Genomic DNA, 25,363 nt, shown 5'->3' on the forward strand with positions numbered 1-25,363 from the left:
GCGCCGGTGTTTCCAGACGGGTAACCCCATGGCATTGCTCCCAATTCTCGAGTTTCCCGACCCGCGGCTGCGTACCAAGGCCGTGCCGGTCGATGCTGCCGAGCTCACCAGCCCGGCGTTCCAGGCGCTGCTGGATGACATGTTCCAGACCATGTACGAGGCGCCGGGCATCGGCCTGGCTGCCAGTCAGGTGGACGTGCACAAGCGTTTCATGGTGATCGACGTCAGTGACGAGAAGAATCTGCCGCAGGTGTTCGTCAACCCGGAGATTGTGAGCAAGCAGGGCGAGCAGCTGTATCAGGAAGGCTGCCTGTCGGTGCCGGGCATCTATGCCGATGTCAGCCGCGCCGATGCGATTACGGTGCGCTATCTCGACCGCCAGGGTCAGGCGCAGGAACTGCACACCGCTGGCCTGCTGGCCGTTTGTATCCAGCACGAGATGGATCACCTGGACGGCAAGCTGTTCGTGGATTATCTCTCGCCGCTCAAGCGCGAAATGGTGCGCAAGAAGCTGGCCAAACAGCGCAAGCACGTGGCTTGAGGGCTGGTGGTGGGGATTCGGGAATTGGGATTGGCAAAAGCGGATGTTTGCAGTGCTTTGACTGCGCTGGAGTCGACTCTTCGAATGCGCGGTCTGCTGCGATCTGGCGCATGGGCTTTGCCGGCGCATCGCGATGCCGGCCAGTCTGCAGACGGATGGTCTTGAAGGTCGGGATTCGGCATTGGATAAGGCATTGCCGTCGCAGGCATCCAATTGCCTGCTGGGACTTGCGCCTTTCAATTGCGCTCGTTGATGACGGGCAACGCCGGTTCTGGCGCCAAATTTCCGAATCCCGCACAAATCTGCTTCCACCTTTCAGCTCCACGCCGCTCTCGCCCCGGCCAGCACACCCGTCGTTGCGACTCCCCACTCCCGAATCCCGACTCCCAGCCCTATGAGAATCATTTTTGCCGGTACGCCGGATTTTGCTGTCGCTTCGTTGCGCGCTGCCGCGCAGCGGCATGAGGTGGTGGCGGTCTACACCCAGCCGGATCGGCCCGCCGGGCGCGGCCGTGGGTTGACGCCCTCGCCGGTCAAGATCGAGGCGATTGCGCGCGGCATTCCGCTCTTCCAGCCGCAGACGCTGCGTTCGCCCGAAGCGCTAGCCACGCTGCGTTCGCTCAATGCGGACCTGATGGTGGTGGTGGCCTACGGATTGATCCTGCCCAAGGCGGTGCTGGCCGCGCCAACCCATGGTTGCTGGAACGTGCATGCCTCGCTGCTGCCGCGCTGGCGCGGCGCTGCGCCGATCCAGCGCGCGATCGAAGCCGGCGATACCGAAACAGGGGTGTGCCTGATGCAGATGGAAGCCGGGTTGGATACCGGACCGGTGCTGCTGTCGCAGCGGATCGATATTGGCGAGCAGGAAACCGGCGGCCAGCTGCACGACCGTCTGGCCGCGTTGGGCGCGCAGGTGTTGTCCGACGGCCTGGGTCTGTTGCGCGCCGGCATTCGCCCGGTGCCGCAACCGCAGCCGGACGAAGGCGTGACCTACGCGCACAAGCTGGACAAGGCGCAGGCGCGGCTGGATTGGGCGCAGCCGGCGCAGGAACTGGCGCGGCGCGTGCGTGCGTTCAACCCGTGGCCGGTCGCCGAGGCGATCCTGGCGGGTGAGCGCGTGCGGCTGCATGGCGCAGTGGCGTTGGAGTTGGCGCATCAGCAGCCGCCCGGCACCCTGCTGGCCGCCAGCAAACAGGGTATCGATATCGCCTGCGGTCAGGGGGCGCTGCGGGTGCGGGTGCTCCAGCGCGAGGGTGGCAAGGCGATCACCGCCGCCGATTACCTCAACGCGCGGCGCGACTTGCCGGCGCTGCGCTGATGTCGGCCGACACCGCGACCGCCGGCGTCGCCTCGCGCCTGGCAGCCGCACACGTGCTGACCGCGGTGTTCGATCAGGGGCGCTCGTTGAAGGCCGAACTGGCCGCGACCCTGCCCGGTATCGGTGATCCGCGCGACCGCGCACTGGTGGAGGCGATCTGCTTTGCGGTCATTCGCCGCCGCCCGGCGTATGACGTCGCGCTGCGGCAATGGCTGGAACGTCCGTTGCCGCCACGCGATGCCGAACTCAAGGCGCTGCTGATGGTTGGTTTCGCTCAGCTCGATGTGCTGCAACTGCCCGCACACGCCGCGTTGTCGGCCACGGTAGATGCGTGCCGCGCGCTGGGGCGGCCGCGTCAGGCCGGCATGGTTAACGCAATCCTGCGGCGTGCCCAGCGCGAAGGATTTCCGGCGGTATCAGATGACGCCGGCTGGCCGTCGTGGCTGCGCAAGCAGTTGCGCGCCGACTGGGGCGATCGTGCCGAAGGCATTTTTACCGCGAGTGCGCAGATGGCGCCGATGTGGCTGCGTGTGCAGCACGCGCGGATTGACCCAGCGGCCTACGTCGCACGGTTGGCCGAATTGGGCATCGCCGCGCAGCCCGACGCGGTATTGCCGGATGCGGTGCGCCTGGACAGCGCAGTCCCGGTGAGCCAGTTGCCAGGCTTTGCCGAAGGCGATGTTTCGGTGCAGGACGGCGCTGCGCAGCAGGTAGCCGATGCGCTGATGCTGGCGCCGTCGGCACGCGTGCTCGATGCCTGCGCCGCACCCGGCGGCAAGGCCGCGCATCTGCTGGAGCGTCAGCCCGGGTTGCAGCTCACCGCGTTGGATGTGGATGCGCGCCGCCTGGAGCGCGTGCAGCAGACCTTGCGGCGCACGGTGCCAAACGCCACGGTCGCCTTGCATGCGGCCGACGCTGCCGATACGGGTGCATGGTGGGACGGCCAGCCGTTCGATGCGGTGCTGCTGGACGCGCCCTGTTCGGCTACCGGCGTGGTGCGCCGTCAACCGGATGTGCTGCTGCACCGGCGGGCCGACGATATCGATGCACTGTGTGCGCTGCAGGCGCGGTTGCTGGATGCGACCTGGCGCACGCTGCGTCCGGGCGGGCAGTTGCTGTACACCACCTGCTCGCTGTTGGCGCGCGAGAACCAAACCCAGGTCGACGCATTCCTGCAACGCACCGTCGACGCACAGGCGCAGCCCTTGGGTGCGCAGTTCGGGCATGCGGCCGGCCCCGGACGTCAGCGGTTTCCAGGCGAGCAGCACTGCGACGGATTTTTCTACGCGCTTTTGCTAAAAGCCTCCTGACCACGCGCGACGTTCAGCGCTCCACCCTCTGCGTCCGACTGCCGCCCGACATGCTCAAAAATCGCGCTTCCACCGATGTCTGGTTGCTGGCCATTACCGCCGTGCTGGTGATCGGTGCCGGCCTGGGGTTGCGTGACCCGTGGCCGGCGGACGAGCCGCGCTTCGCGCTGGTGGCCAAGCAGATGGTGCTGAGCGGCGATTGGTTGTTCCCGCATCGCGGCAACGAGCTGTATTCGGACAAGCCGCCGATGCTGATGTGGCTGCAGGCGCTGTTCTATACGCTGCTGGGCAACTGGCGGGTTGCGTTCCTGCTGCCGTCGTTGCTGGCCGCGCTGGGCACGCTGGCCTGCGTTTACGATCTGGGCCGGCGGCTGTGGACCCGCCGCGTCGGCGTTTACGCGGCCTGGATGCTGCTGTTTACGCTCCATTTCACCTTTCAGGCCAAGAAGGCGCAGATCGATCCGCTGGTGGTGTTCTGGATCACCCTGGCCAATTACGGACTGCTGCGCCATCTGCTGATGGGCCCGGCCTGGCGCTGGTGGACGCTGGGCTGGTTCGCCGCCGGCTTGGGTGTGATCACCAAGGGCGTGGGCATCATCGCGCTGCTGATGCTCATCCCGGCCGGGATTGCTGCAGCACGTGGCTGGCCGGGCGTGGGCGTGCATGTGCGCGACCGGCGCTTCTGGTTGGGGCCGCTGTGTTTCTTTGCGGCGATCCTGTTGTGGTTTGTGCCGATGATGGTGACCGCGCTGACCGCCGGCCAGCCCGAATACCGCGTGTATCTCAACGACATCCTGCTGCGTCAGACCGCCAAGCGCTATGCCAGCTCCTGGGATCATGCGCAGCCGGTCTGGTACCACCTGCAAAGCATGGCCACGATGTGGCTGCCAACCATCCTGCTGTTGCCGTGGGCGATCCCCGCGTGGCGACGCCGGCTCAAGCGGCACGATCCGCGCTATCTGTTGCCGCTCGCCTGGTGGCTGCTGGTGCTGGTGTTCTTCACCATTCCCAGCGGCAAGCGGGATGTGTACATCCTGCCGGCGCTGCCGATGTTCTGCCTGGCGCTGGCGCCGCTGGTGCCAGGCCTGCTGCGCCGGGCTGGCGTGCAGCGGCTGCTGTTCGCGTTCGGGCTGTTGCTGGCCGTGGTGTTCAGTGCGGGTGGCGCTGCGATGCTGATCGGCCATCCGGGCTTCGAGCAGAAGATCATGGACAGCCGCGGGGTGGGCAGCGAAGCCACCGATCCGCTGGGCTGGCTGCTGCTTGCGGTAGGCACCTGGGGCATCGCCAGCCTGTTGCTGATGCACGTGCGTCGCTCCGCGTTTGCGCTGGTTTCGCTGCTGGGTGCGTGGTGGGTGGCGTTCGGGCTGGTCTGCTACCCGATCTTCAACGATTCCAGTTCGGCTGGCGCGGTGATGCGCGAGGCCGGGCGCCGCATCGGCCCGGATGCGCAACTCGGCCTGGTGGCATGGAAGGAGCAGAACCTGCTGATGGCCGACCGCCCGGCGCAGACCTTTGGCTTCAAGGTGCCATGGGAAACCCAATTGCAGCGCGGCGTGGCCTGGCAAGCCGAGCAACCTGGCCGGCGCTGGCTATTGGCGCAAGAGACCGCACTGCTGGCCTGCGTGGATCGCAGTCGCAGCCAGTTGGTGGGCGTGGCCAACCGCCGGCGCTGGTGGCTGGTGCCGGCCGACGCGGTGCATGGCCAGTGCGTGGCTAGCTCCAGCGAGCGCGCGGTGGAAGCAAAGGAACAGGGAAACCTGGACACCGAATGAGCCAGCGGACCTGCAAGCACGCGCACATAACCAGGCGCCATCGGCGTGGAAACCATGCCGTTGCCAGTGGCTGTCTAGCAGGGATTCATGCGTCGCATCGTTAGCTTGGTCGGCGTTGCCGAAGCCCGGCCACTGCGGTGCCTCCCTTTTCCCACCGATCTTTAGATGAATTCCTTGCACCCCCAACCTGCTTCGCTGTCGCCCTCTGCCCCGACGACCTCGCGGGCGGGCGTGCGCATTGCCGAGCTGGGCGCCTTCGCATTGACTGCGCTGGTAGTGAGCATGCCGAGCGGGCTGCTGCCGTTCGGCCTGTGCCTGCTGCTGGGTTCGCTGGTCGGTTGGCGTCACCTGCGTGAGGGCATTGCGGCGCGCGACTGGTCGTTGCGCGTGGTGGGCTGGCTGACGGTGGCGGTGATTGCAATGTCGCTGCTGTCGATCGGCTTGTTCGAACACGGGCTGCGCGATGTGGGCAACCGCTCGCGCTTCCTGGTGCTGCCATGGGCGGCGCTGTGGGCGTATGCATTGCAGCCGCGCCAGATCTGGCTGTGGCGTGGCGCCTTGGTCGGCGTGTTCGCGGCCATGCTGATCGCGCTGCTGCAGGTGATGAACGGCGCCGACCGCGCCGAAGGCTTCACCAACGCAATTGTGTTTGCCGACATCGTGCTGATGTTGCTGGTGGTGGCGGTGTTCTCCCGCCCGGACGGCAATGTGCGTTGGCTGCTGGGCGCTGCGGTTGCTACCGTGGTGGTGATCGTGCTGAGCGGAAGCCGCGGGGTGTTGTTGGCGTTGCTGGCGACGCTGGGCGTGCTGATCTGGGGGGCGCCATGGCATAGCGCACGCGCGCGCTTGCTGACCTTTATCGGCGGCGCGGTGCTAGCGGTGGGTATTGCGCTCAGCGTGCCGGCCCTGACCGACCAGATGCGCCTGGGCGAATTGCAGAGCGACCTGCAACGTTACGAAGTAGGCGACACCGATTCGTCGGCCGGTGCCCGCATCGAACGCCTGCATGTGGCTTGGGACACCGTGAAGGCGCATCCGCTGACCGGTGTGGGCGTTGGACGTTTCGACGATGCGATGCACGACCTGCCGGCCTGTGCCGCCGACCCGTCGTTGTACCGCTGCCAGCTGGGGCACGCGCACAACGATCTGGCCGAATGGAGTGCCACCCAGGGCGTGCCTGGCCTGTTGCTGCTGATTGCCGTATATGGCGTGCCGCTGTGGATGTTCGTGCGGCTGCATCGGCGCAGTGGGCAGAAGCAGTTCCGTGGCCCGGCTGCGGCCGGAGTGATGCTCGTGGTCAGTTATGCGTTGTGCGGGCTGACGCAATCGATGTTCGCCCACCAAGTGGCGGCGAGCTTCTACACGGCCATGGTCGGCGTGTTGACGGGTCTGGCGGGTCTGGCGGCGCGGCAGGCGCAACAGTCCGAGCCGGGTGTGGCGAGCACTCGGTAGCGGCGGATGCGCCAATGGCTGCATGTGGCGCATGCGCCAATGGCATGTGCTTTGAGTGGCCGATCCAATACATGCGCACAATCAAAAATGGGTGCAGTCGTTGCTGGAATCGGCGTGTGTCACTCGGATATGCCGGCCTCTAGGCAGCGTCCGCGCCCTTCGGAGTCGCTTTAAGGCAGCTCTCGACGTTTCCATCCGAACTTATTCGCTGCGCTGATCCGGCGCGCGTGGCGGGTCCTGCACCGGCTGGTGGTGCTGCAGCAGCCACAGCATGATGGTCTTCTGGCGCACGTAATTGGCGCGCACATAGGCGTAGATCAGCCCATGCCAGCCATCGCGAAAGCCGCCGCGCAGCAGATAACCACGCCAGAAGCGCCAGGCCGGCGCCAACACCAGCTTGCTCCAGGTCGCGCGCTTGCCGCGTGCGTGTTCGTGTTCGGCCATCATCTGCGCGTAGCGCTGGGTCTTGGCGAGTTGCTGCATCAGGGAGCGGTACGGGTAATGGATCAGATCGCCCGCCAGTGTCGTTACGGCGCCATCCACGCTGGCCGCCTCGTGGATCTCGCGCTTGCCGCGCCAGCCGCCACGGCGACGGTCGAACAAGCGCAGCACCCGGTCCGGATATGCATTGCCGTGGCGCAGGAAGCGGCCAAAGTAGTCCGATAAACGTGCAAAGCGATAGCCGGCCGCAGTGGCGAAACCGGCATCGCGCGCAGCGATGATCGAGGCGCGCAGGTCATCGCTGACGCGTTCGTCGGCGTCCAGACACAACACCCAGTCATGGCTGGCCTGTGCCACGCAGAATGCCTTCTGGCTGCGGTAGCCATCGAAGGCGCGTTGCAGCACGCGCGCGCCGTGCGCGCTGGCGATGTCCGCAGTGGCGTCGGTGGAACCGGAGTCCACCACCACGATCTCGTCGCAGAACGTCAGTGAGGTCAGACAGTCGCGTAGGCGATCGGCCTCATTGAACGCGATAATGCAGGCCGAAATGCGAGGCCGTTCGTCGGGTGCGGTCGAAGAGGACATGTGATGGCCGATTACCTGCTGTTCGCAACGGAGCGTTACGCGTTGCCTATTCTGGCGCCATTGGCGCAGGCATTACAGGCCTCCGGGCACGCGGTGTCGGCCTGGTTCGAAGGCGGCGCGCGCGGACTGGCGCTGCCGGGCGTGCGCGAGGTTGGCCTGCGCGAGGCGCTCGCCTTGCGTCCGCGCGCGGTATTTAGCGCGGCCAACTGGGTGCCGCCGTTTGTGTCGGGCGCGAAAGTGCAGCTGTTCCACGGCTTCAATGTGCAAAAGCGCGAGGACAACCGCGGCCATTTCCGCGTGCGCGGCCTGTTCGATCTGTATTGCACGCAAGGCCCGGCCACCACAGCGCCGTTCCGCGCGCTGGCTCAGCGCGAGGGCCATTTTGCGGTGGTGGAAACGGGCTGGCCCAAGCTCGATCCGGTCTTTCGCGACGATGGTGGACACAGCGCCGCCTTGCGCGCGCCAGCCGCTGGCCGCCCGGTAATCCTGTTCGGTTCCACCTTCACCGAGCGGCTGAGCGCAGCGCCTGCGCTCTATGACCAGATCGCTGCCGACATCGCGCGCGGCGCGCACTACTGGCTGCTGACCTTGCACCCGAAGTGCGCTCCGGCGTTGTTCGAGCGCTATCGCGCACTGGCTGGTGCCAACGCACGCTTCATCGAGCCCGAAGAAGTCATGGCGGCGCAGCGTGCGGCCGACGTGCTGGTCTCGGATACATCCTCGATCGTGTCCGAGTTCGTGGTGCAGCACAAACCGGTGGTGACCTTTCGCAACCGCGTGCCGCAGCCGCACATGCTCGACTTCCAACAGGCCGAGCAGTTGCCGCAACAGCTGGCGCGCGCGCTGGCCCCGGATGCAGCATTGCGCAGCGCACTTGCCAGCTACGCCGATGCGATCCATCCGTACCGCGACGGGCGTTCCTCCGAGCGCGTGATTGCAGCCACCGAGGACTTTCTTGCCGGCAAGCTTGGCAAACTGCGGCGCAAACCGCTGGGCGCGGTGTGGCGCGGGCTGCAGATCCGTCGTGAGCTGGGCTACTGGGGACCGGCGCAACGCTGAGCATGATCAGCGGTCACGAGCGCGGGGATGACGATCGGCGACGCCTTGCCGGACCTGGTCGTTGTCATCGAAAAGTGCAGTAACGCGCGTTGCCGAAGCCGCTCAACAGCACGGCTGATCGCCGATGTTGATCAGTGCAACCACTGATCGCGAGCGTTGATCACCAGCGCAACTTGCGCCGCGCCAATGCGGCAGCGAGTTGCGCCTGCAATGCCTGCGCTTGGGCAAACGGCAGGAAACGCAGCCGCAATGCCGGGCCGGTTGCACTGGCGCCGGCCGTATCCAGCCATAGCGTGGCAGTGCCGGAAAGCCGATCCAGCGGCGAGCGTTGCAGTTGCAACGCCTGCAGCTTGTCCAGCTCGGCCAGCCGCCACCAGCGCTTCCACCAGCCACCGCGCACTGCGACGAAACGCGCATCCACTGCGTAGGCCATGCGCTGCACCTGGCGCTGCGCCTTGAACGCGCTCCACGGCAGCCACGTCAGCAACCACAAGGCCTGGCTGCCGAACTGCCACGCCAGGGCCGCCACCAGGGGCAGGAGCATCAGCGCTGTGGGCAGACTCAATCGCCACCAGCAATGCGTGGCGATCGACTGCCACTGCGCCGGCGGCCATGCGATACCCGGCAGCAGGCGTTGCAGCAAAGCATCGCAATGCTGCGGGTCGGCAATGGGGGCGAGCTCCTTCAGTGCGCTGCCTTCGTTATCGCCTCTGCCGGCCACTGCGGTATCCACCCGCAACTGGCGACGACCGAACAGGCGGTGCAGCAGTCCTTCGTACAACGTCCACGACTGGATCCGCCGCAATGCCACGCTGCTGCGAATCCGCGTCAGCAGCCCGCGCTCCACGGTGAGGCGGCGCTCGGATTCGCTCAGATGGAAACCGTGGTACTGCGTCACCGCCAGGGCCACCGACAGCGCGCGCATCGCCACAAGCACGGCAAGCGTGGCGATCGTCACCAGCGTTGCCGTGACCGCGACGCCGGGATGAGTCTGGCTGACATAGCGATAGGCTAGCTCGCCATTGTGCTCGACGAAGTTGGACACCGTGCGGCGCGGAATCATCTGGTAGATCACGCCGAAGCTGGCGGCCACCACCACCATGCCGCGATTTGAGATCAGCCCCAGCCGGATCACCTCGGCCATCGGCAGGCGCAACAAGCTGCCGCTGTCTTCTTCGATGTGCGGTGCCGGGACATCCGCGTCCGTCGCGCGGCGGCGGATCAGATCTTCCAGCGCCAGTGCCTGATCCAAACGCAGCACGCGCATCTCCGCTTCCGGCTTGTGCCCGCCGGCCGATTCCAGGCGGACCTCGGCCACGCCAGCCAGGCGGTGCAGCAGCGATTGATGCACCACCACGTTATGGATGCGCGCAAAGGGGATATCGCGCCGGCTGCGTTCCAGCAGACCACTGCGAATCGCCACGCCATCGCTGCCGATCCGGTAGCGGTAGGTGAAGTAACGCAGCACCGAAATCGCCACCAGCACCGCAATCACCACGCCGGTGGTGATCTGGTCGGCAAAATCGCTACTGCCGTCGCGGCTGCCGAACAGGATCAGTGCAGCCAGCGGAATCAGGAACTGCCGGATCTGCTGCAGCAAGACGAACACCCACGACAACGGATGCAGACGCTGTTCGTCGTTATCGGGGTGTTCGATGGCGCTCATAGCGCGTCGTCGTCGTGATCGAGCTGGCGGGCCAAGCGATCACGCAGGCGTTCGGCATCGTCCTGATCCAGCCCCGACAGCGCCACGGCATTGAGGCGGCTGCCGGCGGTATGTACCACCAGCGTGGTCAGGCCAGTAGCGCGTTCGATCGGCCCGCGGCGGAGGTCCACGTGCTGCACGCGCGAGATCGGAACGCGTGTATCGCTTTGCCACAGATGGCCGCGCTGTAGCGCCAGACCATGCTGATCGAGTTTCCAGTGCGTCAGCCGGTGTCGTTTGACCGCAAACCACGCACCCAGCAGGGCGATGACCGCGGTTACGCCCAGCACCGCCGGCCACTGATGCCAGGCGTGCAGCCAGACAGCCGTGACGCCGCCTGCGATCAGGCCCGCACATCCGCCGCCGAGCGCGCCGTTGGCTGCGGCCACATAGGCACCGCGACGCGGCAGCGACTGCCATTGGCTGTGGTTCACGGCTGGCGCTGCTGCCGGAGCAGGCTGGACGATGACGTCGGGGTGCGGCGGTGGAGCGTCGTGCACGAGGCTAGCCTGCAGAAGCGGTTCGCAAGCATAGCCGGCCGCCGAGTGCAGGCGCATCCGGCGCCGGGCGCGCTACTGCGCAGCCAGGATCAATGCATCCACATCCAGCGCATGTCCGGCGCGTGCGGCCTTGGTGCGCAGGTACTGCTCGTTTTCAGCGGTGATGTCGCCGGTAATGGCGATGCGATCTTCGACCGCGATGCCGGCCGCGCGCAGGCGCTCGGCCTTGGCCGGGTTGTTGGTCAACAGCCGGATCCGGCTAATGCCCAGCCCGCGCAGCATCGCCACCGCACTGCCGTAACGGCGCTCGTCCGGGCCGAAGCCCAGCTGCGCGTCGGCATCAATCGTGTCCAGGCCAGCATGCTGATAGCCGTAGGCGCGCATCTTGGCGGCGATGCCGGTACCGCGTCCTTCCTGATCCAGGTACAGCAGCACGCCGCCGCCGAGTTCTTTCAGCTTGGCCAGGCCGTGTCGCAGCTGGTCGCCGCAATCGCATTTGAGCGAGCCGAACAGGTCGCCGGTCAGGCACGACGAATGCACACGCACCGGCACGGCACTCGTCAGGTCCGGCTGGCCGACCACGATTGCCACCTGGTCGCGCTGCGCCACGCCGCCACGAAACACCACAAATTCGCTCATGCCCAGGCCGCGCAACGGGACCGGGGTGCGGGTCACCAATTCGTAGCCGGCGGCCGCGGATGTGGCGCAGCCGCGGCTCAAATCGTCCAGCGCCAAGGACTGGCAGCCGGCGAACGCGGCATGGTCGTGCACACCGCGCAGTTCCACCGCCAGCAATGCCGGCAGCAGCAAGCCAAGCCGCGCGATCTCCACGCCGCCGGCATCCAGCGCATCGCCGGCCGTCCATTGGGTGGGCACCGGGGTGTCGCGCAGGTAGGCCAGCGCGGCGAGCCGGTCGTAGCTGTGATCGATCAAGCCCACGCGTGCACCCTGTGGCGCGCTCAAGCCCAGCACCTTGGCGCGGGTGGGCGTCACGAACAGATAGTGGCGGCCCTGTGCGGCGCGGGCGAACGCGGCGTACGACTTCGCCGTGCTGCTGTCCACTGCCAGCACCGCCCGCGCTTGCCCATCCGCCGCCGTCAGCAGTACCGGGCGCCCGGCGCGCAACTCGGAAGCGGCGCGCTCACAGCGAATCGCCGCCGGATCGCCGAAGGCCTGTGCGCTGGGGGAGGGGACGAGGCTGCTCATGCACGACTCCAAATGGGGATTGCCACGGCCGCTTCAAGGCGGACGCCGCTGCGGTCACTATGTGATCGCGTCTGCCCATTGTCGCGCGCCTGGCAACAGGCAGTCGCCACGACCGGGTAGAACGCTGCATCCAGCCGCTGCCGGTTGAGTGGCGCGCCATGCGCCGATTGGTTGCCTACGTCCTGCGTTGTTCAGCGCCTGGCAATGCTTTCTAATCGGGCCACCTCCACGGTCGTCGGGCCCCATGCATATTGTCGATTGCAGCCACGCGCGCCACGCTGGCGCCATTCTGGACATCTTCAACGAAGCCATCGCCAATTCCACGGCGCTGTACGACTATCGCCCACGGCCACCGGAAAGCATGGTCGGTTGGTTCGCCATCAAGCAGGCGGGCGGCTTTCCGGTGATTGGCGTGGAGGACGCCGACGGCACTCTGATGGGCTTCGCCAGCTATGGCACCTTTCGCGCCTGGCCGGCGTTCAAGTACAGCGTCGAGCATTCGATCTACGTGCACCGCGACCATCGCGGTAAAGGCCTGGGGCGCCTGCTGCTGCAAGCCTTGATCGCAGCGGCGCTAGCGCGCGGCGTGCACGTGCTGGTGGGCGGCATCGATGCCAGCAATCAGGCCAGCATCGCCTTGCACGAACAGTTCGGCTTCACCCATGCCGGCACCGTGCGTGAAGCTGGTTTCAAGTTCGGGCGCTGGCTGGACCTGGCGTTCTACCAACGCATTCTGGCCACGCCCGCAGACCCGCACGACGACTGATGCACCCAACCCGGTTGCCGCGCTCGATCAGGTTGCGCGGTGCGGCGATCAATGCGGATGCCGCTCGGTGGCGTACGGGTTGGGCTCGCTGCTGCCGGGCGGGCGCAGCGTGTAGCGCTTGTAGGTCCACTGATACTGCGCCGGGTCGCGCCGGGCGATCTGTTCGATGCCGGCGTTGAGCGCGCTGGCGGCACGTACCGGGTCGGGGTCGGCCACCGCCGGGTCGGCCGGTTGCACATGCAGCGCGAACTGCAGGTCGTCCCCGGCGCGTTCGCACCAGCCGTACAGCACGGTGGCGCCGGTGCGCTCGGCCAGCCGATTGACCAGGGTCATGGTCAAGGCCGGGATGCCGAAGAACGGTGCGAACACGCCATCGCCCATCTTCGGTTGCTGGTCGGGCAGGATGCCAACCGCGCCGCCGTCCTTGAGCACCTTGAACAACTGCCGCACTGCAGGGCCTTCGGCACGCACCTGGCGCACGTTGTCGCCGCCGCGCGCCAGCTGCAGGAAACCGTCCACCGCCTCCGACTCGGGCGGCCGGTAGACAATCGCGATGGGCCCGCGTTCGGACAGCCACTGGTTGAGCAGCTCCCAGTTGCCGAAGTGCGGCGCCGCCACGATCACCCCACGCCCGGACGCCAGTGCCGCGTCGTAGAGCTCTTGCCCATTGCGTTGCAGGCGCGCGAGATTTTCGGCCGGCGGGCGGGTCCAGGTGCGCAGGACCTCCAGTATTTGCCGCGCAGTCGATTGCAGAATATGTGCGTGCAACTGTGCGCGCTGCTTGGCACTCAGTTCCGGATACGCCAGTTCCAGATTGCGGCGCGCCACCCGGGCTTCGCGCGCATTGAGCTTGCGCCAGCTCCAGGCCAGCGCATCGGCCATGCGCTTGAGCACCGACCACGGCAGGCGGCCCACGGTGGCGGCGGTGGCATAGAGCAGTCTGGCGCGGACATCGGATTTCATCCGCACAATTCTAAACAGCGCAGCCGGCGAAGGCCCGCGCGTGACAGTGCGAACAGCGCTAGGCATGCTGCGCGACACAGTTTGCTGCCCGTCCATGCCCATGCTTGCACTGATCCAGCGCGTCACCCGCGCCAGCGTCACGGTCGATGCCCAGATCGTCGGGCAGATCGGTCCCGGCCTGCTGGCCCTGATCGGCGTGGAGCCCGGCGACAGCGACGCGCAGATCCGGCGCCTGGCCGAGCGCCTGCTCAGCTACCGCGTCTTCGGCGACGACGCCGGCAAGATGAATCGCTCACTCACCGATACCGGCGGCGGACTGTTGCTGGTGAGCCAGTTCACGCTCGCGGCCGACACCAGCTCCGGCAACCGGCCGGGCTTCAGTACCGCCGCGCCGCCGCTGGAGGCTGAACGGGCGTTCAATCAATTGGTGGCGATCTGCCGGCAAAAGCATCGCGGCGGGGTGGAAACCGGGCGCTTCGGTGCCCATATGGTTGTCGACCTGGTCAACGATGGCCCGGTGACCTTCCTTCTGAGACCCTAGAAACACCACGTCCACCAGCGGTCCTGTCTTGATTCCGGCAGACCGGGCTTCACGCTGGTATAATGCTAGGTTCTCTTTCCAATCTCAAAGCCGGTGGCGCGAGCACTCATGGCCAACGAACGTCCTGCCCAGCAATCCGACATCAAGCTACTGATCAGCAAGGGCCTGGAACAGGGCTATCTGACCTACGCCGAAGTCAATGACCATCTGCCCGACGACCTGGTCGACCCGGAGCAGATCGAAGACATCATCAGCATGATCAACGGCATGGGCATCGATGTCCATGAAGTTGCGCCCGATGCTGAAACCCTGTTGCTCAATGATGGCAACACCGGCAACCGCGAGGTTGACGACACCGCAGCCGAAGAAGCTGCCGCCGCGCTGACCGCGCTCGACACCGAAGGTGGCCGCACCACCGACCCGGTGCGCATGTACATGCGCGAAATGGGCACGGTCGAGTTGCTGACCCGCGAAGGCGAAATCGCCATCGCCAAGCGTATCGAAGAAGGCCTGAGCCAGGTCCAGGCAGCGCTGGGCGTGTTCCCGCTGTCGACCGAAATGCTGCTGGCCGATTACGAAGCGCACAAGGAAGGCAAGAAGCGTCTGGCCGAGATCGTGGTCGGCTTCAACGACCTGATCGAAGAAGCCGACGCCGCCGCTGCTGCGCTGGCCGCCGCCGGCCCGGTCGCCGTCGACGAAGACGCGGTCGATGAAGACGACGACGAAGACGGCGATGACGACGCTGCCGAGGAAGAGGCCGGCCCGACCGGTCCGGACCCGGTGGAAGTGGCCACGCGCATGGAGAACCTGGCCAACGAATACGCCAAGTTCAAGAAGATCTATGCCAAGAACGGCGCCGAGCACAAGCTGGTGGTCAAGGCGCGCGAGGACATGGCCGCCATCTTCACCACGCTCAAGCTGCCGCTGCCGCTGACCGACGCACTGGTCACCCAGCTGCGTGGCGTGGTCAATGGCATCAAGGATCACGAGCGCAAGGTGCTGCACCTTGCCACCACCGTGGCACGCATGCCGCGCAAGGATTTCATCCGCTCCTGGGAAGGCAACCAGACCAACCTGGAATGGGTGGAAGACGCACTCAAGCGCAAGCAGAAGTGGTCGTCGGCACTGCGCGACGTCAAGGACCAGATCGTCTCCGAGCAGCAGGGCTCGATCGAGATGGAGAAGACCAGCTACCTGACCCTGGGCGAGATCAAAGAAATCAGCCGTGCGATGGCCTATGGCGAAGCCAAGGCGCGCAAGGCCAAGAAGGAAATGGTCGAGGCCAACCTGCGCCTGGTCATCTCCATCGCCAAGAAGTACACCAACCGCGGCCTGCAGTTCCTTGACCTGATCCAGGAAGGCAACATCGGCCTGATGAAGGCCGTGGACAAGTTCGAATACCGTCGCGGTTACAAGTTCTCGACGTATGCAACGTGGTGGATCCGTCAGGCCATCACCCGTTCGATCGCCGATCAGGCGCGCACCATCCGTATTCCGGTGCACATGATCGAAACGATCAACAAGTTGAACCGCATTTCCCGCCAGATGCTCCAGCAGTTCGGCCGCGAGGCCACGCCGGAGGAGCTGGCCAAGGAAATGGACATGCCCGAGGACAAGATCCGCAAGGTGATGAAGATCGCCAAGGAGCCGATCTCGATGGAAACCCCGATCGGCGACGACGAGGATTCGCATCTGGGCGACTTCATCGAGGACACCAATGTGGAGTCCCCGATCGACAACACCACCAACATCAATCTCTCCGAGACGGTGCGGGACGTGTTGGCAGGGCTGACCCCGCGCGAGGCCAAGGTGCTACGGATGCGCTTCGGTATCGACATGAATACCGATCACACGCTGGAAGAAGTGGGCAAGCAGTTCGACGTCACGCGTGAGCGGATCCGTCAGATAGAGGCCAAGGCGTTGCGCAAGCTGCGTCACCCGAGCCGTTCGGAACAGCTGCGCTCGTTCCTGGATATCGACTGACACCTCGGTCTTGTCCGTGCAGTGATTACCCAGCAGCCCCGCTCATGCGGGGCTGTTGCGTTGTGGGCGCGGCAGTTGCCTGTGCTCGTCCTTTAGGCTGCGGCGACATGCGATGCACCGCGCACCGGTGACGCGGGCGCTGAGGCGTTCACGCAATGGCGACGAAGCCACACGGCCATGCAACATTAAACAGATGTTTCCGTAACCCTCACGTCGCGTTTTGACCGCGACTTCTAACGTGACGGACGAACGGAAACGGAATCGTCTTATGAGTAGGCAAAGCCGCTTCGAAACAACCACGTATCGCGAGCACGAGATACGCGTACGCGTCGAGCAGGCTTCCCCGGATGCCAAGTGGACGCTGTGGGTAGATGTGTACGCACTTGGCGGCAAGCGCCAGCCGCGCATCGCCGTTAACGGGCCAGGCCATGCGACGTACAAGGAGGCCATCGCGCACGGGTTTCGTGCGGGTCGGCAGTTGATCGACGGTCAGTTCGAGACGATGGATGCGTGAGAGGCAGGAATTCGGGATTGGTGATTTTGGGAGCAGGAAGTTCTGCCGGTTGCTTCTGGATAGCGCGTTTGCCAGCGCCACCCCGCGCGTTATCCCGATCATCGCGCTCGCCGCCCCAGCGTACTGATCGCCATGCTGCGATCCACTGCCAACCAAGCCAGCCTCGGCAACACCAAGCTCCCACACCGTGCCGCAATCTGCTCGGGTGCGTCAGTCCGTTGGAGATATCTGTACAACGGTGGCGCAACGGAACTCTGAAATGTGATGCGCAAAGCCCAGCCGCTGCTGGGCTTTTTCGTTGTAGCCGCCGCTACCTGATCTCAAGGCTATAGATACCTGGATCGCTGCAGGTACACGCGACCTAGCAGACAGGGGCACGCACAGACGGGTAAACTTTCGCGTCCGCTGCACGGCCCGACAGGCTTGCCATCTCGCCGCCGCACACACGGGCCTATAGCTCAACGGTTAGAGCAGAGGACTCATAATCCTTTGGTTGAAGGTTCGAATCCTTCTGGGCCCACCATAAAATCAAGGCTTAGCTTGTGCCAAGCGCCCTGATTTGAGGCTGCCGGGAAAATTGCCGGGAAAATTAGCTGCGCTTTGGCGGCTTTACCGCTGGCAGTGCATGGTCATAGCGACCTGTCGTTGCGGGTGTTACGTGCCCTGTAGCATCTTGTTTGTCGCCCCGGTTGCCAACTGTGTCGGTAACGCCGCGATGCTTGAGGCCATGCAGAGAAAAGCGCTCCTGCTTCGTGATGATCCCTTCGGTCATCGCGAGCGTGATGAATCGCCGCCAGGCACTATCCAGAGATGACTTAGCCATGGGGCCTGACCAGCGCAAAGCGCACCGTCGCGGTATCGGTGCTGATCTTGCGATCGTAATGGCTGTCTTGTGGGTGTAGAGGCCTTTCGGCGGAGCCAGGTCGAAACCACGCGAGAACTGCAGGTAGGCATCGGCCGCAGCGTTGGGAGCCGCAGCCGTTGGCTGGAAGCGCTTGGACCAGTCGTCGAACAGGTCGTCGTACAGATCTTTGACGTGCAGTTCGCGCCCGCACTTGGATTGCCGGCCGCACTTCACCACCCATGGCTTGAGGTGGTTGGTATAGAGCTCTTTCTTGCTGCATGACGGGCATTTGCCACCGCGCATGTACTTGGTGCCGCTCCGGTGCTTGAGTCCGTAATCCCGCTCTAGTCGGGACAGCACCTGTTGTCGCAGATCCTCTTGCATCGAACTTCCTTAGGCGCGGAGCCAGCGCCGAGGCGCGTGCGCAGATGGGGCGTTGTCGATCACGACATAAGCGCCGCCGGCACGGCGGTGTGCGTCAACGGCGGCAGCGAGCAGGCGTACCTCTTCGTGCTTGTGCGGCGCGACGCGCTGCGACACATTGCTGGCCGCATCGACGAATCGCGGCTCCTGTGCGGTGAACCAGCTGTTGGCATTCCTCACGAACCGACCTCGGTGTTTGTGCGTTGGAAATGGAACAACGCGGTGGCGGCATCGGTCAGCACGACAAGGCTCTCATTGGCGCTGTCAGACGTTACAAGTCCTTCGCGCATGAGGGTGGCTACCACGACCGCACCGAAGCGCTGCGCTGTCAGTGGAGGCGCAGTGCGGCCGATGTAACCGTGCTCGGTCTTCACCAGGCCGCCGTGGACGCGCGCAACGTCCAGGCAAAGCTTCGCCGTGGGCGGCAATGCCGCCCAATCAAGGGTCTTTTGCATTAGGGGTGCCTCAGAGGTGAGGGAAGAACGGCTCGCCGCCGACGGGGAGCAGATCCAGCTAACGGTCGCCGAGCGACTCGCGGTAGGCCTGCAGCGCTTGGGCGCGCTGATATGCCGGTGTGGGTGGGAGCTCGCTGTGTGAGGTGGGCGCGCCGCTGGGGCTGGCAATACCGGTCAACTCCGAATGGCCTGTATACGTCGCGCCACACATGGGGTTCTCGCAGACATAGGAGTCATGCCGCAGGAACTTATGTGCGAGGATGCAATTCACATAAGCTGCGCACTTCGACGGCAAAGCTGTGGCAGCGGATGTTTGCCGGATGCATCGGCTGGCCCCTAAAGTAACTTGCGCTGGCGAGCACGTAGCTCTGCGGGAGATGGCTTACTGGCACCGACAGCTGATAGAGGAATGCAGCAAGCCTGCTCTTCGCCGATTTAAGCCTCAGGCTTAAATCCATTGGTCGCCAGGCAACCGGCGTTCTGAATGCCTTTTAAGTAAGTCAAATTATTCAGAAAGAGTGGGGCCATTACGGCCCACTAGTCACACATTAATCATGGTGGCGGCCGCGATGTGCGCGGCTGTGGGGCGCTACATCTTTAAGGTCTTACATTAAAAAGCGCAGCAGCAGCGCAGTGAGTCCGCTGCCTAATGCTAGCAGGCTCATAAACAATAAAAACTTGGCGTAGCTATAGTTTACGAAAGGCTTTAGCTTATCCAAAGATTTTAGATAAAAAAGTACGCATGCGGCATACGTGATGACCATGCAGGCATATGCCGCGAATTTCTGCCAATCGACCTGGTCGGTTGATTGCCATCCAATCCACGCTATAACTGTGGAAAATATCAAAAACAGGAGTGATCGAAATAAGGGTATATTGCCAATAGGAATTGTATTCATCGTGTAAGGGTCTCAATTGTGCATCGAACGCCGGAGGGATTAGATGCACATGCGATTATAAATCCATTGTTGACTGGAACGCCTGGCGGTGTGGTCCAGCCCACGTTTAGGCCAGTTAAGTGATCAACCATTTCTCCACCTGCCGCCATCCCCTTTGCGGTGTTTGGGTACACATAGTTGATCTTTCCGGTAGCGCCCCCGCCCGCGTCATTAGTTGTCTCAGGTATCAAGTTGCCCGCGGCATCAGTGGCAAATCCCTTCACGTACCTGTATTGCCTGGTCTGGTAATCCCAGCTTACCATAAAAGAGGATCCATCAGGAAACTGAATCGTATTGGATAATGTAAAGGGGGTTTTTATGAGGGTTATTGACGCAAAATTAGTGAAGGTGGCCAGGGCTACGCGTGCTCTATCCTGTAGCCAGTAAAAAGGCCCTAAGTTATTTATATTGAAAACCAAGTCAATAACCGATTTCTGATAAACTGGCGTGTTTACCATGTCAAATGCTGTGGCTTGGTGGTCGTAGCAGCAGCCATCACGAATTTCGCTTGCGCTGCGTTCGCAGGAATGGTGTAGCCGGTTTGGAAAGTGTTAGTTATTCGAGTGGTTCCGGTTGAATCGAAAAGATCCAGCCCGTAGCTAAAAAGTTGCATTTCGTCAGATGTCAACGGTATTAGCTGAATTGACCCTCTGTCCGAGGCGGCTCTGTCTGCCTTGAAACTGGCGGGCGGGATAGTTTGTCCCTGTGTGAGGTAGTGCGTCAGCCGGCGGGTGGTGAAGTCCCAAAAATAGTGATGTCCATTGCCCAAGTCACGCGCCCTGAATCTCATAGCTTGGTCGGCGCATGCGTTACAAACAGTGACAGTGTCATCTGCGCTGGCTTTAAAGGAGAGGGCGATGAGTAATAAAGCTGCACATCCAAGTGATCTGTTCATTAAGTTTCCTTATTTCCCTAATGGTTTTTTGAGTGGTTTTTGGTGTACCCAGGCTCGCGCTCATAGACTAGCTTCCGCCGACATTAGGCTAGTTGCGCTTCATCCACAGCGTCAACATTTTCTTATTGAAGGATGAGTGCATGCATTTTTACTTGCGTAAAGAAATGCTGCATCCTAATCAAGGCGCCCGTGGTCCGGGGTGGCAAGGTTATTAATTATTGTCTTTATATCTATTAAGATAAATTCTCTTTTTGAGACTTTCATCTGACTCGCGGGCGTAGCCGCGTTGAAGTGGCGCGGACTATCTGTAGCGCTTCTGGTTAGCATCCTATATCCGTGTGATGACCCATCCCCAATAAACCCGATCGCTACTCAGGGCGGAGGGGCGTCGTCATGGGCGGGCCAGTCAATTAGATGGCCTGCACAGGGGGAAGTAGTAGCAAACGCTTTTCAGGCGGTAGAAGCGAGCGTGCGAAGCTGCTCCAATCGATGCCCGCCGCCTCGCATCGCTCATCAATCTCTTGGGCGAGCCATTGCGAGAAATGCAACCTGCTTGTGTTGCCAGTCGCCAATCCATCTACTGCGACGTTTAAAAGCATGCCAAGCGCAACAATCTCATCGCTAGTGCCTGAAACTGGGTTGTCCTCGACAATCAAAGTCCATTCATTTCCATCGCCTTCTACGTAAGCGAAAAGCGCTCCATCTTCAGTAACGAGCTCAGCCATTATGTTGGGCTCGGCATCGTGAGCCGCAAACCATTCCCCAACCTCGCTAGGTGCAGCGAAGGTCTTTGACTGAGCCGCTTCTGCCTGTTTGCGGCGCTCCTTCAATTTCGCCTTTCGCTTCGCATCTGACTTCTTCGCCACAGTGATATCCGTGTTTGAACTATTGGTAGAAATTACCGTGGAAAAGCATTTTTTCACGCATAAATAGAGTCTACATTCGATCCATGAATCAGGGTGTGTATTTAGATGTTGAGATGTGATTTAGCCTGCAGGACCTAAAAAATCAAGTCCTTTGAATCGGTTTGGATCAGACCAGTGGCCTGACGGAAATACTAGAAGATTGGTCCCGCTAGGATTGGCAGCGCTAGGATAAATTATTCCATCGAGAGTAGATCCATCATTCAACAGGAAGGCCTGTGCCAAGAATTCGCATACCACTTGAGATGGCACATAGTCGATGTGCTCTCGCCCGTCCTTCTCAACAGGTTTAGTGATGGATTTCACGAACTCTATCAAAAATAGCGCTTTTGTACGTTCCAATTTTTGATCTATAGCGAGTATCGATGGGGGCTCAGGCAGTGCATTGAGATCTACAACGTTCAATGAGCGCTTGACCTCAAAGGCACATGCCGAAGCTAAATACTCGGCAGGAGGTGGGCCTATTTCAGCGACAGCAGTTGTTCTATCGAATGCAGCGTAAAAGTAAGGTATCCCTGCTGGATTCATCCTTCCTGCCGTTGCCAAATTCTTCGGTGGTGGTCCCATCATTGACCCATCCATCATCTTGGCCTCAGATTGTTTGAGGTGCCTGGCACGATAAAGAATTGTTCCGCTATTGAGTACTCTAATAAGTGGTCGCAATTCCTCTCCGACCACATCAAGCATCTCAGTAACGTGAACTTCTTGCGGGTCGATATCCTCGGTAACTCGCTGAAAGTTAAAGCGCGTCTGATGCTTGATCGTTCTTGTAAAATTAGACCAAGAATGGAGCAGTATCTCGTCTTCTTGAATGTCCGCCCAGTGTCCGTTGGCCGCTTCGACCCAGTCGCCAATTCGGTCGGCGCCAACGATGTCGTCTCGTAGATCATCTGTGGGGTAGAAGCCAAGCTGTGCGAGCACTTCGTCCGTATCAACGGTATCTACGATCCACGCCCCATCACTGTGGGGTGTGCCTGCGTTCGCAGGCTCAGCATAGTAAGTTTGTATGATTCTATACAGCGTCTCTTGCAGGCATCCTACCGGAACGACCAAGTAGGCATCTTTTTCGCAATAGCTGCAGGTGCCGGGAGCTGCTGTAGAACAGCACTGCCTCCAAACATCGGGGTCATTGATGCATTGACCGCACACAATCTTCTCAACCTCGACCCACCCCCTTTCTTCTGCTTCCATCCATTCTCTCTTCGCGATGCCCATTGATGCCCCGAAATCGTCAGTTAATTGGATTGCTCGGATCATGAAGAAAAAGATCCTTTGCCTCTCCAAGGCCATGGCTTGGTGATGCCTTTGGATCAGGATCCAACCATGAATGCCCTGTTGCGGTTCCTTGAATATTCAAATTCGGTCAGGAAGACCGTGCGGCCTGAGCTAGTCATGCCATTCTTGGGCCGCTCTTACTAGGGTCATCTTGGCTGTGATCGCGTGCTTGCACGAGCTCCTGCAATCGCGCTTGTTCCTGCGTGTCGCGTGCCTGGTTAGCCGCCAGATACTGTTGTTCGGGAGCCGCTGCCAGTGCCTCGCTGGTCGGCATGTGTGCGCGGTTGGCATACGGATCCGGGGACGCTCCTGGGCCTGAGCGCATCACGAACATCGTCACCCCGCCTGGAAGCTTGTCGGTCGGTACGTTCAGTGCGACATCGACCTTGTCGCCGGGCTTGAATCCCGCCTCCACGGCTATTTTGTAGGCGCTCGCAACCATGCGATCGCTGCGCTCATCCCACGGTTTGTTGGCGCTTTCATCTAGCCTTGCGATGGAAGAGCGTAGCTGCTCCACCAATGCAGCATCTTGTGGCTTCGGACCGGCGGCGCTCTGATGATTCACTGATGGCTGCTCGTCTTCCCGACGGTCTTGCGATGCAACAGAACCCGCACCCATCTGCATTCCCGGCACGCTGACCTGTGCTGTGGTCGTGCCCTTGGACGCTACACGCCCTTGCACGTGGTCGTCATCCAGCGCAGATGCACGTCCCGGCGCTGTCTGCGTCGACGGTGCGCTCGGCACGGGCGCTTGCGGTGCTGCGGGCTGTTGCGTCTGGGGCGATTGCGCAGGGGGACCGGGCGAGGTGACGTTGGCAGGCATGGCTTGCTGCCGTTCTGCTTGCGATATCTCTGCTGCCGTCGTGGTCGCCCTGATCTCCATGCGGTCGTCGTTCTGGCCGACCACCGTGGCGATTGAGCCATCTTTCTGCAGCTGCAGGAAGAAGGGCATCTGCTTGCCCGTATCGCGTGCATGGTCTTGTGCAACCGCCGCCGTGGCGGCATCGATCTGCGCGTCGGTGCGCGTAATGCCGGCGCGGGCGTACATTCCGGCCACCTGGCTATGCAAGTCGCTCTGCGTCGGCGTGGGATTGCTGCGGGCGACCTCCGCCATCGACGCAAGATCTTGAAGTCCGGCCTGTTGGCTTTGCCACGTGCGGTTCAATTCCTCGCGCGTGTTGCCGGTGGCCGGATTGCTGCCATAGAGCGTGCCGGGCGTGGTCCATTCGCCGCTGGCGGCGCGAGTATAGGAGTGGCCGTCAGAAGCCTGTAAGGGCTGCGGTTGCGTGCGCGCGTTCGTGATGGCCTGGGGCACCGGTTCGCGATTGGCGAACTCATTCCAGCCGAACTGGTTGTAGGCGATCTGGTAGCGGGCCGCTGTTGCTTCCGGCGTGTTAGCGGCGTTCTGCGCAATGATCGTCTGCGACTGCTGCTCCAAGCCACTCGCACGCTCCGCACTGACCGGCGCGTTACGCGTGATTGGTATCTTGCCGTCAATGTTTTCCCTGATTTCAAGCTGCCACCCGCCCGTCTGCGCATCGCGCACATAGTCGCGGCCAGTTTCGAATGGCTCACGCGGTGGATGCGTTTCGGCCTTGGCATCCAGGCGGTATGGATCCTGCGGCTTTGGTGGATTTGCCAGCCCGAGTGAGTACGAGTCGTTGGCCGCGCGGTAATTCAGCTCGTCGGCAAGACGGCCAGCAGCAACCAGCCGCGTTTCCTGAAAACCGCCGTTTGGCATCGGTGCGCTCACCTTGCGTGACCAGGTGCCTTGGGGATCTTCCGGGTTGCGCGTCCACTCGTTGCCGCTGCGGTCTGGCTGTGTGTAGATCCGGTTGATGTCCTGCTTCTCGGCCCAACGTTCGCCAAGGTAGGCGCCCGCCACGCCGCCGACCAAGCCAGTAGCCAGCGCCCCAGGCCCCGTCCACGACCCTGTGACGGCACCGTAGCCTGCACCAAGCAAGAAGCCGCCTGCGATGCCGCCTGCATTGCGGCCGACGAAATGCGTGGCTGCCGACGCGGCGCCGGTGTCATTGCCTTGCGTACTTAGCTGCACGACGCGGTGGCCGGTCACGGCGAAGTCGTAGGCCATGAGCGCTACGCCGGCCGCACCCGCGACACGAGCACCAGAAAGCCCCCGTGCTCCGGCAGCCTCCGCTGCAAGCCCCTCGCCCGCCACGATGCCGCCTTCGCCTGGAGCGCCTGGAAGAGCCGCGGCCCAGCTGATGGCCGTGCGATAACCGGGGGCATCTCCTGGGCAAAGGCAAGGCGTAGGCGCGCTTCTACCGGTTCGGTGATTGGCAGGCGACCGGCTTGGTTTGCTTCGGCAATCGCTGTGCCGAGAGATTGGCGGCCGCCCCATCCATCACTGAGGGTGGATGTTCCTGGCTGATCGATCGCGTCCAACGCTAGTTGGACATTGCCTTCAGACCGCGTCACGCCGGCCCAGCGCGCCTCTGCTGCGGCCATCTTTCCCACATCGGCAATCTGCCCAGCATGACTTTGTTGGTAAGCCGCGAGATCGCCATGAAAAGCACGGATCTTTGCGTTTGCCTGCTGTGGGGTCATGCCCTGCGGTGTGTTGCTTACAAGGTCGCCATTGACCAGGCCCACCTTGAGTGTGTCGGTCAGGCCATTGACTCTAGCCGCGATGCGCTGTGCTGCGGCTTGATCGCCGCGCAGCGTTGCTTGTCCGTCGGGGGACAGTTCCAATCTTTCAAGCCGATTCGCAAGTTCCTCTGAGTACGCCCCAAGCGGTCCACCGGGGTGAGGCGACAAACCCATCCTCGCGGCCAGTGCTTGGTCCGCAGGAAGATTGAGGATGTTGCGTGGACCATGCAGCTCGAACAGGCCGCTTCTTGAAAGCGACCGCAGCAAGCGGCTTTCACTGAAAGCCGCTTGCTCAATGACATGGTGCCCTTGGAAAGCCGGTGTGTCAGCCATCGGTGCAACTC

The 25,363-nt window shown here is 62.7% G+C and carries 24 protein-coding genes, 1 tRNA gene and 1 pseudogene; 11 read left to right on the forward strand and 15 right to left on the reverse strand.

What is annotated here, in order from left to right; genetic code table 11:
• Positions 1–28: 28 nt before the first annotated feature.
• The 5 genes from def (at position 29) to M0D43_RS13950 (ending at position 6,393) form a co-directional block, all read left to right on the forward strand.
• The gene (gene def, locus M0D43_RS13930) at positions 29–541 is read left to right on the forward strand and encodes a peptide deformylase (protein ID WP_252161869.1); all 513 of its coding nucleotides are present in this window, start codon (positions 29–31) and stop codon (positions 539–541) included.
• 394 nt (positions 542–935) lie between these two features.
• Complete coding sequence (fmt, locus tag M0D43_RS13935) at positions 936–1,859, forward strand: methionyl-tRNA formyltransferase (protein WP_260807266.1); 924 nt, start codon at positions 936–938, stop codon at positions 1,857–1,859.
• Positions 1,859–3,169 (forward strand): 16S rRNA (cytosine(967)-C(5))-methyltransferase RsmB, encoded by a 1,311-nt coding sequence (rsmB, locus tag M0D43_RS13940; RefSeq protein ID WP_252161871.1) that lies wholly within the window; start codon positions 1,859–1,861, stop codon positions 3,167–3,169. Before fmt ends, rsmB begins: the two co-directional genes overlap by 1 nt.
• Before the next feature lie 50 nt (positions 3,170–3,219).
• Positions 3,220–4,941, forward strand: a complete 1,722-nt coding sequence (locus M0D43_RS13945; RefSeq protein WP_252161872.1) for an ArnT family glycosyltransferase — start codon at positions 3,220–3,222, stop codon at positions 4,939–4,941.
• A 165-nt stretch (positions 4,942–5,106) separates the two neighbouring features.
• The gene (locus tag M0D43_RS13950; RefSeq protein WP_260807267.1) at positions 5,107–6,393 is read left to right on the forward strand and encodes an O-antigen ligase family protein; all 1,287 of its coding nucleotides are present in this window, start codon (positions 5,107–5,109) and stop codon (positions 6,391–6,393) included.
• A gap of 201 nt (positions 6,394–6,594) precedes the next feature.
• Here M0D43_RS13950 and M0D43_RS13955 read toward each other — a convergent pair whose 3' ends face one another.
• Positions 6,595–7,419 (reverse strand): glycosyltransferase family 2 protein, encoded by an 825-nt coding sequence (locus M0D43_RS13955; RefSeq protein WP_260807268.1) that lies wholly within the window; start codon positions 7,417–7,419, stop codon positions 6,595–6,597.
• On the opposite strand from M0D43_RS13955, the gene M0D43_RS13960 reads away from it, so the two are divergent.
• A complete protein-coding gene (locus M0D43_RS13960; protein WP_252161875.1) occupies positions 7,420–8,478 on the forward strand; it encodes a CDP-glycerol glycerophosphotransferase family protein in 1,059 nt (352 codons plus the stop codon).
• 160 nt (positions 8,479–8,638) lie between these two features.
• Here M0D43_RS13960 and M0D43_RS13965 read toward each other — a convergent pair whose 3' ends face one another.
• The 3 genes from M0D43_RS13965 to ribA all read right to left on the reverse strand — a co-directional run bounded on the left by M0D43_RS13965 (position 8,639) and on the right by ribA (position 11,889).
• Positions 8,639–10,144, reverse strand: a complete 1,506-nt coding sequence (locus M0D43_RS13965) for a PH domain-containing protein (protein ID WP_252161876.1) — start codon at positions 10,142–10,144, stop codon at positions 8,639–8,641.
• On the reverse strand, positions 10,141–10,617 hold the full coding sequence (locus tag M0D43_RS13970; protein WP_101362507.1) for a PH domain-containing protein: 477 nt from the start codon (positions 10,615–10,617) through the stop codon (positions 10,141–10,143). The genes M0D43_RS13965 and M0D43_RS13970 overlap by 4 nt, the downstream gene beginning before the upstream one ends.
• Before the next feature lie 138 nt (positions 10,618–10,755).
• Positions 10,756–11,889: a GTP cyclohydrolase II RibA gene (gene ribA, locus M0D43_RS13975; protein WP_252161877.1), complete on the reverse strand. Its 1,134-nt coding sequence runs from the start codon at positions 11,887–11,889 to the stop codon at positions 10,756–10,758.
• A gap of 244 nt (positions 11,890–12,133) precedes the next feature.
• On the opposite strand from ribA, the gene M0D43_RS13980 reads away from it, so the two are divergent.
• Entirely contained in the window at positions 12,134–12,655 is a 522-nt protein-coding gene (locus tag M0D43_RS13980) for a GNAT family N-acetyltransferase (RefSeq protein ID WP_252161878.1), read from the forward strand.
• Between the two features lie 48 nt (positions 12,656–12,703).
• Here the strand turns inward: M0D43_RS13980 and M0D43_RS13985 are convergent, their stop codons facing one another.
• Entirely contained in the window at positions 12,704–13,720 is a 1,017-nt protein-coding gene (locus tag M0D43_RS13985) for a lauroyl acyltransferase (protein ID WP_252161879.1), read from the reverse strand.
• Here M0D43_RS13985 and dtd point away from each other — a divergent pair.
• From dtd to M0D43_RS14005, 4 genes are all read left to right on the forward strand, one after another.
• Positions 13,719–14,159 carry a D-aminoacyl-tRNA deacylase gene (gene dtd / locus M0D43_RS13990; RefSeq protein WP_252161880.1) on the forward strand — a complete coding sequence of 147 codons (441 nt, stop codon included), beginning with the start codon at positions 13,719–13,721 and terminating at the stop codon, positions 14,157–14,159. The two genes, M0D43_RS13985 and dtd, sit on opposite strands and share 2 nt — an antisense overlap.
• 108 nt (positions 14,160–14,267) lie before the next feature.
• Positions 14,268–16,142 (forward strand): RNA polymerase sigma factor RpoD, encoded by a 1,875-nt coding sequence (rpoD, locus tag M0D43_RS13995; protein ID WP_252161881.1) that lies wholly within the window; start codon positions 14,268–14,270, stop codon positions 16,140–16,142.
• 220 nt (positions 16,143–16,362) lie between these two features.
• Positions 16,363–16,656, forward strand: a complete 294-nt coding sequence (locus M0D43_RS14000) for a hypothetical protein (RefSeq protein WP_243391048.1) — start codon at positions 16,363–16,365, stop codon at positions 16,654–16,656.
• Positions 16,657–17,103: 447 nt separating this feature from the next.
• Positions 17,104–17,179 (forward strand) — tRNA-Ile (locus M0D43_RS14005).
• 66 nt (positions 17,180–17,245) lie between these two features.
• Here the strand turns inward: M0D43_RS14005 and M0D43_RS14010 are convergent.
• From M0D43_RS14010 to M0D43_RS14055, 10 genes and pseudogenes are all read right to left on the reverse strand, one after another.
• Complete coding sequence (locus M0D43_RS14010) at positions 17,246–17,479, reverse strand: site-specific integrase (RefSeq protein WP_252161882.1); 234 nt, start codon at positions 17,477–17,479, stop codon at positions 17,246–17,248.
• A gap of 4 nt (positions 17,480–17,483) precedes the next feature.
• Positions 17,484–17,884, reverse strand: a pseudogene (locus M0D43_RS14015) (bifunctional DNA primase/helicase); the annotation flags it as partial.
• 9 nt (positions 17,885–17,893) lie between these two features.
• On the reverse strand, positions 17,894–18,103 hold the full coding sequence (locus M0D43_RS14020) for a hypothetical protein (RefSeq protein WP_252161883.1): 210 nt from the start codon (positions 18,101–18,103) through the stop codon (positions 17,894–17,896).
• A complete protein-coding gene (locus tag M0D43_RS14025) occupies positions 18,100–18,378 on the reverse strand; it encodes a hypothetical protein (RefSeq protein WP_252161884.1) in 279 nt (92 codons plus the stop codon). Before M0D43_RS14025 ends, M0D43_RS14020 begins: the two co-directional genes overlap by 4 nt.
• Positions 18,379–19,273: 895 nt before the next feature.
• Complete coding sequence (locus M0D43_RS14030) at positions 19,274–19,774, reverse strand: hypothetical protein (RefSeq protein ID WP_252161885.1); 501 nt, start codon at positions 19,772–19,774, stop codon at positions 19,274–19,276.
• Positions 19,768–20,211: a hypothetical protein gene (locus M0D43_RS14035; RefSeq protein WP_252161886.1), complete on the reverse strand. Its 444-nt coding sequence runs from the start codon at positions 20,209–20,211 to the stop codon at positions 19,768–19,770. The genes M0D43_RS14030 and M0D43_RS14035 overlap by 7 nt, the downstream gene beginning before the upstream one ends.
• A 410-nt stretch (positions 20,212–20,621) precedes the next feature.
• Positions 20,622–21,077 carry a hypothetical protein gene (locus M0D43_RS14040; protein ID WP_252161887.1) on the reverse strand — a complete coding sequence of 152 codons (456 nt, stop codon included), beginning with the start codon at positions 21,075–21,077 and terminating at the stop codon, positions 20,622–20,624.
• 120 nt (positions 21,078–21,197) lie between these two features.
• Positions 21,198–22,391, reverse strand: a complete 1,194-nt coding sequence (locus tag M0D43_RS14045) for a HEPN-associated N-terminal domain-containing protein (protein WP_260807270.1) — start codon at positions 22,389–22,391, stop codon at positions 21,198–21,200.
• A gap of 133 nt (positions 22,392–22,524) precedes the next feature.
• Positions 22,525–24,588: an XVIPCD domain-containing protein gene (locus M0D43_RS14050; protein WP_260807271.1), complete on the reverse strand. Its 2,064-nt coding sequence runs from the start codon at positions 24,586–24,588 to the stop codon at positions 22,525–22,527.
• A complete protein-coding gene (locus tag M0D43_RS14055) occupies positions 24,507–25,352 on the reverse strand; it encodes an AHH domain-containing protein (protein WP_260807272.1) in 846 nt (281 codons plus the stop codon). The genes M0D43_RS14050 and M0D43_RS14055 overlap by 82 nt, the downstream gene beginning before the upstream one ends.
• Positions 25,353–25,363: the final 11 nt, after the last annotated feature.

This window comes from Xanthomonas prunicola, assembly GCF_025266575.1.
Classification (GTDB): domain Bacteria; phylum Pseudomonadota; class Gammaproteobacteria; order Xanthomonadales; family Xanthomonadaceae; genus Xanthomonas; species Xanthomonas prunicola.

Excerpts from the sequence above, each read along its gene's own strand:
- M0D43_RS13965 (WP_252161876.1), bottom strand. The coding sequence starts at position 10,144 with ATGAGCGCCATCGAACACCCCGATAACGACGAACAGCGTCTGCATCCG.
- M0D43_RS13955 (WP_260807268.1), bottom strand. The coding sequence starts at position 7,419 with ATGTCCTCTTCGACCGCACCCGACGAACGGCCTCGCATTTCGGCCTGC.
- def (WP_252161869.1), top strand. The coding sequence starts at position 29 with ATGGCATTGCTCCCAATTCTCGAGTTTCCCGACCCGCGGCTGCGTACC.
- ribA (WP_252161877.1), bottom strand. The coding sequence starts at position 11,889 with ATGAGCAGCCTCGTCCCCTCCCCCAGCGCACAGGCCTTCGGCGATCCG.
- dtd (WP_252161880.1), top strand. The coding sequence starts at position 13,719 with ATGCTTGCACTGATCCAGCGCGTCACCCGCGCCAGCGTCACGGTCGAT.
- M0D43_RS14030 (WP_252161885.1), bottom strand. The coding sequence starts at position 19,774 with ATGGTAAACACGCCAGTTTATCAGAAATCGGTTATTGACTTGGTTTTC.
- rpoD (WP_252161881.1), top strand. The coding sequence starts at position 14,268 with ATGGCCAACGAACGTCCTGCCCAGCAATCCGACATCAAGCTACTGATC.
- fmt (WP_260807266.1), top strand. The coding sequence starts at position 936 with ATGAGAATCATTTTTGCCGGTACGCCGGATTTTGCTGTCGCTTCGTTG.
- M0D43_RS13950 (WP_260807267.1), top strand. The coding sequence starts at position 5,107 with ATGAATTCCTTGCACCCCCAACCTGCTTCGCTGTCGCCCTCTGCCCCG.
- rsmB (WP_252161871.1), top strand. The coding sequence starts at position 1,859 with ATGTCGGCCGACACCGCGACCGCCGGCGTCGCCTCGCGCCTGGCAGCC.
- M0D43_RS13980 (WP_252161878.1), top strand. The coding sequence starts at position 12,134 with ATGCATATTGTCGATTGCAGCCACGCGCGCCACGCTGGCGCCATTCTG.
- M0D43_RS14055 (WP_260807272.1), bottom strand. The coding sequence starts at position 25,352 with ATGGCTGACACACCGGCTTTCCAAGGGCACCATGTCATTGAGCAAGCG.
- M0D43_RS14035 (WP_252161886.1), bottom strand. The coding sequence starts at position 20,211 with ATGAACAGATCACTTGGATGTGCAGCTTTATTACTCATCGCCCTCTCC.
- M0D43_RS14010 (WP_252161882.1), bottom strand. The coding sequence starts at position 17,479 with ATGGCTAAGTCATCTCTGGATAGTGCCTGGCGGCGATTCATCACGCTC.
- M0D43_RS14045 (WP_260807270.1), bottom strand. The coding sequence starts at position 22,391 with ATGATCCGAGCAATCCAATTAACTGACGATTTCGGGGCATCAATGGGC.
- M0D43_RS13945 (WP_252161872.1), top strand. The coding sequence starts at position 3,220 with ATGCTCAAAAATCGCGCTTCCACCGATGTCTGGTTGCTGGCCATTACC.
- M0D43_RS13985 (WP_252161879.1), bottom strand. The coding sequence starts at position 13,720 with ATGGGCATGGACGGGCAGCAAACTGTGTCGCGCAGCATGCCTAGCGCT.
- M0D43_RS14025 (WP_252161884.1), bottom strand. The coding sequence starts at position 18,378 with ATGCAAAAGACCCTTGATTGGGCGGCATTGCCGCCCACGGCGAAGCTT.